Raw genomic sequence first — 14,992 nt, 5'->3', positions numbered from 1 at the left:
GAAACCAAGGCAACCCGGAGAAAATTGAATAAAAGTTGGGCCGCCCCGGCCGGTTTTACATTGTTTTTTATCTGGGCGGCCCGCTAAGGCCCGAAGGTGGCTGATAGGAAGCACAGCCAATTTTGCGTGTGCTATAAGTGTATACACATGTTGTGATGCAAGTTTAAAAACCCGGTTTACAAGCAGAAATGCAGGTTTTTGGGCTTGCATTTCCCAAACAACGTCTGAATATTTGATCCGCCGCAAACGTTTGTGGAGCCTGGCTATACCGTTAGACCGGTAGCTGTTGGCTGTTACCAGCGGCCTTGGCACCCCGGGTTCTGGCTCCCGCGTTTTTGCACTGCATTCTGGGCTTTCCGGGCCCACCCGTACCCGCTCCGCTTCCTTCCTGCCCCTTCTCATCCCACCTATTGCTGCCGTGGCACGCTCGTGCCCTGGTGCTGATTCCCCACCAATCCAGCTCAAGCAGTATGAGAACATCGTTTTACCCATCCCGGGCGCCCCAGCCGGCGTCTGCCGTACGGATACTGAACAGCCCACGGCTTTTGCTGGCGGTGCTGTGTCTGCTTTTCACGCCCGCCACGCTTTGGGCCCAATGCAACCAGCTGGTCTGGGCCGATGAGTTTACCACGGCCGGCGACCTGAGCAAGTGGCGCGTGTACGAAGGTGACGGTTGCGAAACTGGCCTGTGCAACTTCGGCAACGCCGAGCTGCAGGTGTACCGCGCCGCCAACGCCACCGTGACGGGCGGCTACCTGAACATTGCCACCCGCTACGAAAACTCGGTGCAGGGCGGCCGCACATACAACTACACCTCGGCCAAGCTGTTCTCCAAAACCGCCGCTGGGGCCCTGCAAACCTTCAAGTTCGGCCGCATCGAAGCGCGCATGAAGCTGCCCTCGGCCCAGGGCGTATGGCCTGCCTTCTGGATGCTGGCCGACCCCAGCAACTGGCCCTTCACCGGGGAAATCGACATCATGGAGGCCAAGCACAAGAACCCCAAGTCGGTGGCGGGCACCATTCACTACGACGCCGGCGGCTGGCACTACACCGGCCGGGAGTACAGCGGCACGGTCGACTTATCGGCTGATTTTCACGTGTATGCCATTGAGTGGAGCCCCAACCAGATTAAGTGGTACATGGATGGCAACCTCTACCACACGGCCTCGCCCGAAACTACTTTCGGCGGCGGCTGGCCCTTCAACGACGGCAACTTTTACATCATGCTGAACGCCGCCGTGGGCGGCCCCGGCACGCCCTTTACCGGCAACCAGAACGCCACGCCTTCCGACTACCCCACCACCACCCAGGTCGACTACGTGCGGGTATATACCGGGCCCTCCAACTACGCCGTATTCGGCGACGCGCAGGTATACCAGAACGAGCAGGGCAAAACCTACCGCCTCGACGCCATCAGCGGGGCCACCTACAGCTGGGCGGTGCCGGCCGGCGCCACCATCAGCAGCGGGCAGGGTACCAACTCCATTCAGGTGAACTGGGGCACGACGGGCGGTACTGTAGCTGCTACTGTAACGGTAAACAACTGCACGACTACCACTTACACCAAAGCCGTGACGGTCAGTGCCCCGCTGCTGCTCGACCGGGTGTACGAAGACTACGAAGCCAACCGCGTGCTGACCTACGGCACCATGACCGGCGTGCTCACGCAGGCGGTGAACAACCCCGGGGCAGCGGCGCCGAATACCTCGGCCAAAGTGGGCCGGTACGTGCGCAACGGCGCCGAGCAGTACGACGTGCTGTACGTGCGGGGCCTCACCGTCAGCAACGCTTCCGACTTCGCCGCCGGCCGCCGCAAGGTGTACATAGATGTGTACTCGACGGCACCGGTAGGCAGCAAGATCACCATGCAGTTTGAAAACAGCCGCACGGTGCTGTCTACCAACTACCCCACGGGCCGCCAGAGCTCCTATGCTGCCACCACCAGCCGCCAGAATGCCTGGGAAACGCTAGAGTTTGATTTTGAGAAGGTTATCGATGCCGGTACCAGCGTGTATGACATCGACAACGTAGTGTTCCTGTTCCAGCCGGGCGTTGCCTCGGGCGCCACGTTCTACCTCGACAACATCCTGGTTAAAAAGAAGCCGGATCAGCCCGTGGTAGCCACCGACGTGCTGGAAAACTACGATGGCACCAGCCGCCTGACCTTCGATGCCACGCTGACCAACGGCACCTACACTCCGGCCTTTGCCAACCCTAGCGCCACAGCGCCCAACACCTCGGCCCGCGTGGCCCGCTACGTGCGCAATGCGGCCGAACAGTATGACGTGCTGTTCTTTACGGCCGGTACACCCGGCAGCGTAATCGAGGATGCGAGCCTGTTCAAGGACCAGACCAACCAGATTCTGGTGGACGTGTACAGCACGGCCCCGGTGGGTACGCCCGTGGTGCTGAACCTGCAGAACAAGGCCGCGGCAGCTACTGCGTACCCGGCCGGCCGCAACAGCAGCTACGAGGCTCGCACCACTAAGCAGAACGCCTGGGAAACCCTGGCCTTTTCCTACACTTCCTCCCCCGACGCGGGTACGGCCAACGTGAGCATCGACCAGCTGGCCTTCCTGTTTGCCAACAACTCCCTGACCGGCGCCACCTACTACGTCGACAACATCCGGGTGGCCAAGTACGCGGCTCCCCCGACCTACACGGCGGGCACCATGTTCGAAGACTACGAGGCCACTCACAACCTGACGTTCCTCAGCGCCGACGGCACCTACACGCCCACGGTAGCCAACCCAGCCGCCGTGGCCCCGAATGCGTCGGCCCGCGTGGGTCGCTATGCCCGCAACGCCACGGCCACCTACGATGTGCTGTCGTTCCGCAACAACCTAGTGAAAGACGGCGCGGCGTATAAGAAGGGCGACAAAGCCTTTGCCATCGACATCTACACCACGGCGCCGGTGGGCACAGTCGTTTCCTGCCAGCTGGAAAACGTGGCGCAGTCGAATACGGGCAATTACCCCACGGGGCGCCACAGCATCTATCAGGCGGCCGTGAAGCAAACCAACGCCTGGCACACGCTCACCTTCACCTTCGCCAGCGCCCCCGATGCCGGCACGCCCGATGCGGACGTGGACAAGATGGTGTTTCTGTTTGCGCCCAACTCGACGACCAGCCACGTCTACCACATCGACAACATTCGCAGCCTGGTGAAAACCGGCACCCCGCCGCCCACCAACACGCCGCCCACCGTCAGCCTGACGGCCCCGGCCGGCGGCGCCACCTTCACGGCTCCGGCCAGCATCACCGTTACCGCCACTGCCGCCGATACCGATGGCACGGTGGCGAAAGTTGAGTTCTACAACGGCGCCACGCTGCTCGGCACCGATACCAGCAGCCCCTACAGCTACACCTGGGCCGGTGTGGCGGCGGGCACGTACTCTCTCTCGGCCAAAGCCACCGACAACGCCAACGCCACCACGACTTCCGCGGCCGTGAGCGTAACGGTAAACGCGGCCGGCAATACGCCCCCGACGGTGAGCATCACGGCCCCCGCCAACGGGGCCACGTTTACGGCCCCGGCCAGCGTAACCATTACGGCCAACGCTGCCGATGCCAACGGAACAGTGAGCAAAGTCGAGTTCTTCCAGGGTACTACCAAGCTGGGCGAAGACCTGACGGCCCCCTACAGCTTCTCGTGGAGTGGGGTAGGGGCCGGCACGTATTCCCTGACCGCCAAAGCCACCGACAACGCCGGCGCCGTCACGACTTCCGCCGCCGTCAGCATCACGGTGAATGGCGGCACGAGCGGCACCAACCTGGCGTTGAACAAGCCCACCACGACTTCCTCCACCGAGAATACAGCCACCGGCGGGACCCTGGCCGTGGATGGCAACGCGGCTACCCGCTGGGCCAGCGCCTTCGCCGACCCGCAGTGGATTTATGTGGATCTGGGGGCGCGCTACAACGTGAGCCGGGTGAAGCTGAGCTGGGAAGCGGCCTACGGCAAAGACTACCTGGTGCAGGTATCCAACGACGCAGCGGCCTGGACTACCGTCAAAACCGTGACCGGCAACACTACCCTGACCAACGACCACACCGGCCTGAGCGGGGCGGGCCGCTACGTGCGCATCTACGGCACGGCCCGCGGCACTACTTACGGCTACTCGCTCTACGAGCTGGAAGTGTACGGCACCCCAGCCGGCACGGCCAGCACCGTGTGCGGCGGCACGGTAGCCAGCGGCGACTACCGCTACGAAATCAGCACCAGCAACGGCACCGTGAGCTGGAAGTTTATTCCCCTGGCCCCCATTGCGGGCAGCACCATGGCCCTGCTCTATGTGAAAGTAGGCACCGGCGGCTACGCGGGCTACCAGATGACAGCAGCCGGCTCCGACTTCACGTTCTCGCAGCCCCAGGCGGCCGGCGCGGCGCTGTCGTTCTACTTCACCTACCGGGTAGGCACTACCATGGCCGAGCGCAACTCTAGCGCCACTCCGCATAGCTACACCGTGGGCACTACCTGCGCCGCGCCCCAGGCCGCGCTGGCCACTGCTCCCGCCCGCAACATCCTCATCGGCGCCGCTTACCCGAACCCGGTGAAAAACACCCTGCTGGTAGAGCTGCGTGGTACTTCGGCCCATACCCTGACGCTGACGGATATGCGCGGCGCCCTGGTACGCACCGCGGCTACCATGGCCGGCACTACCAGTGCCAGCCTGGATTTGGCCACGCTGCCCGGGGGCGTATACGTCCTCACCGTACGCAGCGGCAGCGGGGTAGAGGTGCAGAAAATTATCAAGAATTAAGCGTGTCCGGCCCCATGATGCATACGGTCGGCCGCGCTGCACAGTAGTAAATGGGAGAGGTGAAGACCCTGGGTGGGACTTCACCGAAACGGGGCGGGATATTCCCGTCCCGTTTCTATTTCCAGCCTTGATTACGAAACCAAATAGATATGAAAAAGCGTGATGTACTGAGCCGGCGCGGGCCGTTGTATTGCTGGCTGCTGCCGGTGCTTTTGCTGGTAGTGCTATGGTCCTCCGGCCTAGCTCAGGCCCAGAAGATGAGCTTGCTACGGGCCCAGGGCGGCAAAATTGTGGACGCCGGCGGCCAGGAAATCGTGCTGCGGGGCTTCAATGTGGGCGGCTGGCTGCTGCAGGAAAGCTACATCCTCAAAACCGATACGCTCGACTCCCAGGCCCGCATTCGGGGCGGGCTGCTGCGCACCATGTCCGACCAGGAGCTGGAGGATTTCTACGCCCGGTACCGGGCCAGCTTCGTCACCAAGGCCGACATTGACTTCGTTGCCGCTCAGGGTTTCAACTGCGTGCGCCTGCCGTTTCACTACGACCTGTTTCTGACCCGGGAGCAGCGCGTGGCGCGCAACAACGTGAGCCGCCGGCCCCGCGACCCGCGCACCGTAGAAGCCTACGTGCAGAGCCTCACGCGCTGGTACGACCAGAATCAGCTTTTCACCGACCCCCAAAATCTGGACGGCTTCCGCCTCATCGACCAGGTGCTGAGCTGGTGCGCGGCCAACAACCTCTACGTCATTCTGGATCTGCACGCGGCCCCCGGCGGGCAGGGCTTCGACCGCAACATCAACGACAACTTCGTGCCCCTGGACCTGTGGAAGCGCAAAGACAGCAAAGGCCGCCTCATCTACCAGGATATTACCGTGCGGCTCTGGGAAAAGCTGGCCGCCCGCTACCAGCACGACCCGCGCGTGGCTATGTACGACTTCATCAACGAGCCGCATAAAGTCAACGTGGAGAATGGCTTATCGAATGACAACGCCGAAATAAATGTGTTGTATAGCCGCCTGATCAATGCCGTGCGGGCACAGGGCGACCAGCACCTGCTGCTGCTCGAAGGCAATGGCTACGGCAACGAATACACTAACCTGACCCCCGACAAGCTCCGGATTAAAGACCGCCGCAACCTCGTCTACAACGCCCACCGCTACTGGTGTCCCAACGACCCGAAAGCCGCCGACCCGAACCCCAACCAGATCAATCTGCTGGCTAACCTGGCCGCCTTTCGCGACAAGTGGCAGGTGCCGGTGTGGGTAGGTGAAACCGGTGAAAACTCGAACGAGTGGTTTGCCGGGGCCGTGCAAGGGCTTAATGCGCAGAAGATTGGCTGGTGCCACTGGAACCTGAAGCGGGTGGAAGGCGTGACCAGTCTGCTGCGCGTGCGTCACTACGGCAGCATCCTCACGCCGGAGGGCCGTACGGCACTATTACGCAATATCCAGTTCAAGGAGTGCGTGCCCAACCGCGACGTTATTGCCGCACTTACCAGCCCCGCCACGGCCCGCACGCCCTTCGCCACGCTCCGTATTCCCGGCACCATTCACGCCACCGACTACGACATGGGCCGCAACGGCGTAGCCTACCACGACGCCTACGCCGAGCGAATCGACTACCGCAAGGAAGCCCCGACCAACAACGGCAGCATCTGCCGCAACGATGGTATCGACATTCAGCGCGTCGCCGACCAGCCTTCCAACGGCTTTGCTATCAGTGATATGGCCGCCGGCGAGTGGATAAACTACACGGTTTCCGTGGCGAAGCCCGAGGCTTATCTGCTGCAGGCCCGCGTGAAAAATGACGCGGCGGCTCCGGCCCGGCTCACCGTACGGCTCGACGATAAAGAGGTCGGCAGTCTGACGGTGACGCCCGACCCAGCCGCCGCCTGGACCACCGTTTCGGTTTCTACGGCCGTGCTGCCGGCCGGCCAGCATACCCTGCAGCTCTACGTCGAGCAGCCGGGCGCCAGCGTGAGCTGGCTGCAATTCACTCCTTCTTCCACCACCCCAACAACTCAGGGAGGGCAATAAACGCCCACCAGCCGGTTTGCCGCCGCCTCCGCATGCGAGCATCAGGCCGAAGGCTCCGGCCTCCGACGGCACTACTGGTAGCCCTGCGTTCGTTTCCTTAAATTGGGAGCTACATGAGGCCCTACACCCACCAATTCCCCCGACTTCAGGCTGCCGGCTCCTTGGGCTGGCGTGTATTAGGCTACCTGTGCCTGCTTTTTCTCACGTTTGCAACTCCCGGCCGGGCCGCGCCCCGCGAAGACACGTTGCGGATTAATGGCGGCATCAATGAGCTGTACGTCGACCCCTCGCGCTACGCGGTGCTCGAAGACCCCTCGGGCCGGCTCACCCTGCAGGATGTGATGAGCCCGACCTGGGGCAGCCGTTTCCAGTCGGGCGACGTAACCTCGGGCGGCAAGCTGGCCGGCAATATCGAAAACACCGAATCGGCGTATTGGCTGCGTATTAACGTGCGAATCGAAGACTCCGATGAGCATCACTGGTACCTGGAGATGTTCGATTCGCACATCAACAACCTCACCTTCTACGGGGCCAACACAGCCGGCAAATACGCCGCCGTGCACACCGGCGCCGACCTGCCGTTTGCCACCCGCCCGTATTCCTACAAGAACTTTCTGTTCAGCCTCCACCTGCAGCCGGGCCAGACCCAGACGTACTACCTGCGGCTGAAGTCAAGCTCCAAAACCAGCTTTCTGGGGCGGCTGCGCAATGAGGCCATGCTCTCGTCGCACTTCCAGAGCGAGTACGGCATGCTCGGTGGCTTCTATGGCGTGCTGCTGATCATGGTGGTGTATAACCTATTTATCTTCCTGTTCATCGGGGAGCAAACCTACCTGCGCTACGTGGCTTATGTATTGAGCTGCAGTCTGTTATTTCTGTCCGAAGACGGGCTGGGCTTCGAATATATCTGGCCGAAGCTGCCCTGGCTCAACCAGATTGTCAACGCCGGGGCACCCATTCTGCTGCTGCTCACCTTCGGCTACTATGCCCGCCACTTCCTGGACGCGCCCCAGCGCCTACCCCGCTTCGACCCGGTAGTGCGCCTGGTGGTATTGCTCAGCGCCGGCCTGCTGCTACTCGACACGATGTTTATTCAGTCGGGCTTCAGCTTCTGGCTGTATCTGCTCCCGTACGGGTTGCTCTACTACGCTGCCATTCAGGTGTACCGGCAGGGCTTCCGGCCGGCCCGCATCTTTCTGCTGGCCCAGGCCGGGGTAGTAGTTAGCTTATTGTTTTTGATTACCAGAAAGTTAGGAGTCGATTTTTTCAACAATGCCTTCACCGTCTACAGCATGAACGTGGCCTTCGTGTTTGAAGTAGCCGTGCTGTCGTATGCGCTGGGCGAGAAGATAAAGGGTATCAAAGATGCCACCATTCGGGCCCAGGAAAAGCTGGTGAAGCAGCTGCGCAAGAAGCATTTAGCGCAGGACAGGCTGGTGGAGCAGCTGCACCAGAACCAGGAGCTGAAAGATCAGCTCAACTCGGAGCTGGAAGCCCAGGTGGCGCGCCGCACCGAGGAACTGCGCCAGCAGAGTGAAACCATCGTGGCCCAGAACCGGGAGCTGCTGCAGGCCAACGGCTTGCTGGCGTTGCAGTCGGCAGCCATCGAGAAGCTGAACACCGACTTGCAGCGCGACCTGCAGGAAGCCCAAACGGCCCGCGTGCTGTCGAAAGAGGTTGATTTCGGCGAGTTCAGCCAGATCTACCCCGACAAGGACGCTTGCCTGAGCTACCTGGCCGACCTGAAGTGGGCCCAGGGCTACCGGTGCCGCAAGTGCGGGCACGAGAAGTACTGCGACGCCCGCGAGGCCCATGCCCGCCGCTGCACCAAGTGCCGCTACGTGGAGTCGGCTACGGCTTACACGATGCTGCAGAAGTGTAAGTTCTCCATTATCAAGGCCTTCTACGCTGTCTTCCTGATTTACACTCACAAAGGTAACTACTCATCGCAGGAGCTTTCCCGGGTACTGGAGCTGCGCCAGGGTACCTGCTGGAGCTTCAGCCAGAAGGTGTTGGAGGCCATGCGCCGCCGCCGGCTGGCTCCGGATTACGACGAAAACGAGGGCTGGACCCACGTCCTGCTCGACTCGACCTCGACCGTGGAGGAAGACCAGGTGGCCGTTGAATCGGTCCGTTCGTGAGTAGCTGCAAACGTTTGCAGCACAAATCGAATGACAGGACAAATTTATTTTCGAAAAAAGCGGCTTTACGGCCGCTTTTTTCATTGTTTTTTAGCCGTAAGTACAATTTGCTGCGAAAACCGGGCTGAAGTCATAATTAGGCTATAAAGCTGTTTTCGGCGTGTGTGGTAAGTGTATAATCACGATGTGAAGTAGGTGAAAAAACCTTGTTTTCAGCTTGTATGAAGGGTTTTTGCTATTGCATTTCCCAAACAAGGAAGAATATCTTTGGGTATTCCCCCCAGCAAAATGACGACTACCTACCCCTCCTTGGCAGCTCCTACTGGAGTAGCCAGGACCTCCGTATTCCTGCGGCGCTTAGGCTTGGCCCGTGTCACGCAGACGTTTGTGCTCGGTGCTATCCTTAGTGTCGGAAGTAGCTGTCAGCGGGGTGCCGTGCCGACGGCTGCGACTCCTGCAGCCTCGTCCGCGCCTACTGCCAGTTCAGTCTCTGCGGCCAGCAACGCGCTGCCCCCTGCTGTGGTGAGTGAGCGGGTAGCGGCGCTGCTGGCCCAGATGACGCTGGAGGAGAAAATCGGGCAGATGACCCAGCTCACCAACACGGTTATCAACACAACCGGGGTACAGAAGGATGTGACCCTGGACTCGGCCAAGCTGGTGCCCCTGATCCGGCAATACCACGTAGGCTCGTTTCTAAATGGAGAGGCCGTGCCGGCGGCGCAGTGGATTCGCTATTCGGCGGCTTTGCAGCGCATTGCCATGCGCGAGTCCAGGCTGCACATTCCCATTATCTACGGCATCGACCACATGCACGGGGCAAGCTACGTGGCGGGCACGGCTATCTTTCCGCACAATCTGAACCTGGGCGGCACCTTCAACCCCGAGTTTGCCCGCCAAACGGCCCGCGCCACGGTGCTGGAGTCGGCTGATCTGGGCCACCACTGGGTGTTTGCCCCGGTGCTCGACCTGGGCGTGAATACCTATTGGCCGCGCGTGTACGAAACCTACGGCGAAGACCCGCTGGTGGCCTCCGTTATGGGAGCTGCGTTTGTGCGGGAGCTGCAGGAAAACAAAGAAATAGCGCCCTACAAAGTAGCCGCCTGCGGCAAGCACTTTCTGGGCTACTCCGACCCCCGCAATGGCTGGGACCGGACCAACGCCCTGATTCCGGAGCAGCGCATCCAGGAGTTTTTCCGGCCCTCGTTTCAGGCCGCCATCGACGCCGGCCTGAAGAGCATTATGATCAACAGCGGCCTGATCAACGGCGAGCCGGTCCATTCCTCCAAAGCTGTGCTCACCGACTTGCTGCGCCGCCAAATGGGCTTTAAAGGCGTGGCCGTTACCGACTGGGAAGACATTATCCGGCTGGTACGCATTCAGAAAACGGCGCCCAATGAGAAGGAAGCCACCTTCCAGGCCATTGATGCGGGTGTGGACATGGCCATGACGCCCTACACCACCAACTTCTGCCGCTACGTGAAGGAGCTGGTGCGCGAAGGCCGGCTGAGCGAGGAGCGTATCAATCTTTCCGCCGGCCGGGTGCTGCAGATGAAAGAGGACATTGGCCTCTTCGACAACCCCATGCCCCGCACCGACCGTCTCAGCCGCATCGGCGACCCAGCCCTGAAGCTGCAGGCCCTCGAAGCCGCCCGCGAATCCATCGTGCTGCTCAAAAACGAGCAGGGCACGCTGCCACTTGCTCCCGCCAAAGTAAAGCGGCTGCTGGTGGTGGGCCCCTCGGCCGACTCGCGCGCCAACCTAGCCGGCGGCTGGACGCTGGCCTGGCAGGGCCGCCCGGAAGCTGAATACCCCAAAGAAGTGCTGACGATATATGCAGCATTGAAAAAGGAGTACCCTGGGGCCCAGATAGAAACCATGCCGTACCGCGACGCGGCGGGCAAAATGCTGCTCAGCAACATCAGCGCCGCTGCCCGCCGGGCCGATGCCGTGGTGCTGGCCCTGGGCGAGCGGCCCTACACCGAGGGCCTGGGCAACACCAGCGACCTGACGCTGCCTGAAGACCAGCTGCAGCTGACTCGCGCTGCCCAGGCGGCCGGTAAGCCAACCGTGTTGGTGGTTATCGGAGGGCGGCCCAGCATTATCCGCAGCGTGGCCGACAAGGCGTCGGCGGTGGTGTGGGGCGGCTTGCCCGGCTTCGGCGGCGGGCAGGCCATTGCCGAGGTTATCAGCGGCAAGGTAAACCCCAGCGGCAAGCTCAGCTTCACCTATCCGCAGTTTGCCGGCCACATCTCCAACTACCACCACGACAACAACGAAAACAGTCTGGAGCTGAGTGACTTCGGGGCCGGCTTCGAAAACCGCGGGCCCAAGTACAAGGCCGCCATGCTCACCGAGTTTGGCGAGGGCCTGAGCTACACCACCTTCAAGTACAGCAACCTGCAGCTCTCCGACTCCGTGCTCAGCGGCAACGGCACCATTCGGGCCACGGTGCAGGTGGCCAACACCGGCAGCCGGGCCGGCAAGGAAGCAGTGCTCTGGTTTCTGACTGATGAAGTAGGGCGCGTTACCCGGCCCGTGCGCCTGCTCAAGCACTTCGACAAGCAGGAGCTGGCTGCCGGCGCCAGCCGCCAATTTACCTTCGAGATTCAGCCCCGCCGCGACCTGACTTACCCCAACGCCCAGGGGCAGGCCCAGCTGGAAGATGGCTACTTTACCCTGCGCGTGGGCGACCAGACCAAGCGTTTCCGCTACGCCACGCCCGCTGCCGCTACCACGCCCACCGACCGCCAGGGCAGCGCCGGCACCCGACCCTAGATTTCTTCGGCCCCGGCCGGCGCGAGTGCGGCTGGGGTATATGTTTTTTGCTCTCCACTTCCAATTCCTACGCTCATGAATTCAACTAATTACCCGCATTTTCTGCGGCGGGCACTGCTCTTGGCAGCTCTTGGGTTGCCGGTAGTGGCGGCACCCGCCCTGGCTGGTTCGCCGGCCCTGCCGCTCCCCGCCGCCGGGCGCCCCACGCTGGCCGACGTGCCGGTGTCGGGCCGCGTGACGCAAGCCAACGGCGAGCCCCTGCCGGGCGTAACCGTGCTGGTGAAAGGCACCACCATTGGTACCTCCACCAATTCCGACGGAACGTTTGTGCTGTCGGTGCCGGAAAACAGCACGCTGGTATTCAGCTACGTGGGCTACCTGCGTCAGGAAGTAGCCGTGACGGGCAGCAACAGCGGCAACCTGGCCGTCACGCTGGCCGACGACCTGAAGGCGCTGAGTGAGGTAGTAGTAGTAGGCTATGGCACCCAAGAGCGCGCGAGCGTAACGGGCGCCGTATCGTCGGTGTCGGCGCGCGAAATTGCGACCCAGCCCGTGGCCGATGCTACCCAGGCCCTGCAGGGCCGGGCGGCGGGCGTCACGGTGACCTCGAACGGCGGCTCGCCGGGCGGGGCTTCCGGCACCTCTATTCGGGTGCGCGGCATCACGTCGGCCGGCAACAATAACCCGCTGTATGTGGTGGACGGCTTCCCGCTGCCCGAGGGCGGCGACAACCAGCTGAATGCCATCAGCCCCAACGACATTGAAACCATTGACATTCTGAAGGACGCTTCCGCTACCGCCATCTACGGGGTGCGGGCCGCCAACGGCGTCGTCATTATCACCACCAAGCGGGGCAAGGCCGGCGTATCGACCATCAACTTCGACGCCTACCGGGGCTTTCAGCAGGCCGCCCGCAAGCTGAGCTTGCTCAACGCCCAGGAATACGCCGTTATCAACAACGAGAACCGCATTGCGGCCAACGAGAAAATCGTGGTGGACCGCCTGCGCGACCCCGCCGCGCTGGGCGAAGGCACCGACTGGCAGGATGAGATTTTCCGCCGGGCCGCCATTCAGAACTACTCCCTCTCGGCCACCGGCGGCAGCGACAAAGCCCGCTTCGCCGTGTCGGGCGGCTATTTCCAGCAGGACGGCACCGTTATCGGCTCCAACTTCGAGCGGTTTACGCTGCGTGCCAACGGCGACCTGTCGGTAAATAAGATGCTGAAAATGGGCTCCAGCATTTCGCTCACCCACCTCAACGACCGGCAGATCAACTCCGGGGGTGGTACCGAAGGCTCGCGCAACAACGAGTACGGCACCATTCAGCAGGCGCTGCGCATACCGGCCATCATTCCACTGTTCCGCCCTGATGGCTACTACTATGAGCCCCGCGGCAAAGAAGACAACTTCGTGGAGGAAAACCCGGTGGTAGCCGCCACGCTCAACAACCAGAAGTTTGTGCGCAACCGGGCCCTGACGACGGTTTTCGCCGAATTGGAGCCGCTAAAAGGATTACGCTTCCGCACTAACGTGGGCGCCGACCTGATTTTTGACAACTTCAACTCCTTCCGGCCTTCCGTGCCTGAGCTCAAAATCGGGGACCAGACGTACATTACCCGCTACGGCGTGGCCGGGGCCTCGGCTACCTCGAACTACAACACCAGCTACCTGATTGAGAATACCATCAACTACGACCACCTGTTTGCCAACAAGCACCAGGTGAGCGTGCTGCTGGGCCAGTCGGCGCAGATTATCGACAAGCAGAACGTAGAAGCCTACCGGAGCGGCTACCTGCGCAACGACCTGCAGACCATTGTCTCGGGTCCGGAAAACACGCTGGTACGCAACGGCGGCACCATCGAACCCCGCCAGAAGCTGCTCAGCTACTTCGGCCGTCTCAACTACGAGTTTGCCGGCAAGTACCTGTTCTCCACCATCATGCGCTACGACGGCGTGAGCTACTTCGAACCCGGCAAGAAACTCGGCTTCTTCCCCGGCGTGTCGGCCGGCTGGCGCATTTCGGAAGAGGAGTTCCTGAAGGGCAACCGCATGATCAGCAACCTGAAGCTGCGCGTGGGCTATGGCAAAGTAGGCAACCCCAACAACGCCGGCCGCTTTGCTTACCTGTTTGCCATCAACTCCCGCATTCAGTATCCCTTCGGCCCCAACGGCACGATTCAGACCGGGGCCGCGCCTACGCGCCTGGCTAACTACGACCTGCGCTGGGAAACCAACAACCAGACCAACGTGGGTATCGACGTGGGCTTCCTCGACAACCGTTTCGAGGCCACCATCGACCTCTACAACCGCAGCTCGCCCAACCTGATTGCGCCGGTGCCGGTGTCACTCGTGTCGGGTACCTACGAGGCGGTGAACCGCAACGCGGCTTCGGCCTACAACCGCGGTATCGACTTTTCCTTCACCTCCCGCAACATGCAGGGCGCGGGCAAGAGCCTGAGCTGGTCGACGACCCTGAACATCTCGGCCTACAAAACCGAGTTGGAATCACTTGGGGTAGGGCAGCCCTACGACGGCCTGAGCGGCCTGAGCGGCGTGATTGTGCGCTACGATGAGGGCTCGGCCTTCGGCTCGTTCTACGGCTTCGTGGCCGACGGCCTGTTCCAGACGCCCGAAGAAGTGAAGGCCGTCAACGACAACGCCCTGGCCAAGAGCAACGGCGTGACGCCCTTCTACCAGACCGGCGGCACGGCCCCCGGCGACATCCGGTTCAAGGATTTGAACGGCGACGGAGTTATCAACGCAAAGGACCGCACCTTCTTCGGCAACCCCAACCCCGACTTCACCTACGGCATGAGCAACACGCTGAGCTGGCAGGGCTTCGATCTGAACGTGTTCCTGCAGGGCTCCCAGGGCAACGACATCTACAACCAGAACCGCTACATCCTGGAAAGCGCCCTGTACGGCAACAGCCAGGGCAGCAAGCGGGTACTGGGCCGCTGGACTGGCCCCGGCACCAGCACCGACGTGCCCCGCGCCATTGCCGGCGACCCGAACCAGAACCTGCGCGTGAGCAGCTACTTCATGGAAGACGGCTCCTACATGCGCGTCAAAACCCTGACCCTGGGCTACACCCTGCCCAAGGCCATCATGGACCGGATTGCGGCCAAGCAGCTGCGCGTGTATGTGAGCGGCCAGAACCTGCTGACCCTGACCAACTACACCGGCTACGACCCCGAAGTGGGCGCCCGGGGTGTCGATTTGGGCGTGTACCCACAGTCGCGCGTGTTCCTGGCCGGTGTAAACATCGGTTTTTAAC

General features: G+C 61.8%; 5 protein-coding genes. All 5 read left to right on the top strand.

The window, feature by feature from the left end; translation table 11 throughout:
* Positions 1–470: 470 nt before the first annotated feature.
* Complete coding sequence (locus LGH70_RS13035; protein WP_226186267.1) at positions 471–4,763, top strand: Ig-like domain-containing protein; 4,293 nt, start codon at positions 471–473, stop codon at positions 4,761–4,763.
* A gap of 149 nt (positions 4,764–4,912) precedes the next feature.
* Entirely contained in the window at positions 4,913–6,799 is a 1,887-nt protein-coding gene (locus LGH70_RS13030) for a cellulase family glycosylhydrolase (protein WP_226186247.1), read from the top strand.
* Between the two features lie 113 nt (positions 6,800–6,912).
* A complete protein-coding gene (locus LGH70_RS13025) occupies positions 6,913–8,940 on the top strand; it encodes a 7TM diverse intracellular signaling domain-containing protein (RefSeq protein ID WP_226186246.1) in 2,028 nt (675 codons plus the stop codon).
* A gap of 435 nt (positions 8,941–9,375) precedes the next feature.
* Complete coding sequence (locus LGH70_RS13020) at positions 9,376–11,715, top strand: beta-glucosidase family protein (RefSeq protein WP_226186242.1); 2,340 nt, start codon at positions 9,376–9,378, stop codon at positions 11,713–11,715.
* Positions 11,716–11,790: 75 nt separating this feature from the next.
* On the top strand, positions 11,791–14,991 hold the full coding sequence (locus LGH70_RS13015; RefSeq protein WP_226186240.1) for a SusC/RagA family TonB-linked outer membrane protein: 3,201 nt from the start codon (positions 11,791–11,793) through the stop codon (positions 14,989–14,991).
* The last annotated feature ends 1 nt before the right edge of the window (position 14,992 follow it).

Source organism: Hymenobacter nitidus (assembly GCF_020447315.1).
GTDB classification, from domain to species: Bacteria; Bacteroidota; Bacteroidia; order Cytophagales; family Hymenobacteraceae; genus Hymenobacter; species Hymenobacter nitidus.
This window is presented reverse-complemented; position numbering and strand designations above follow the sequence as displayed.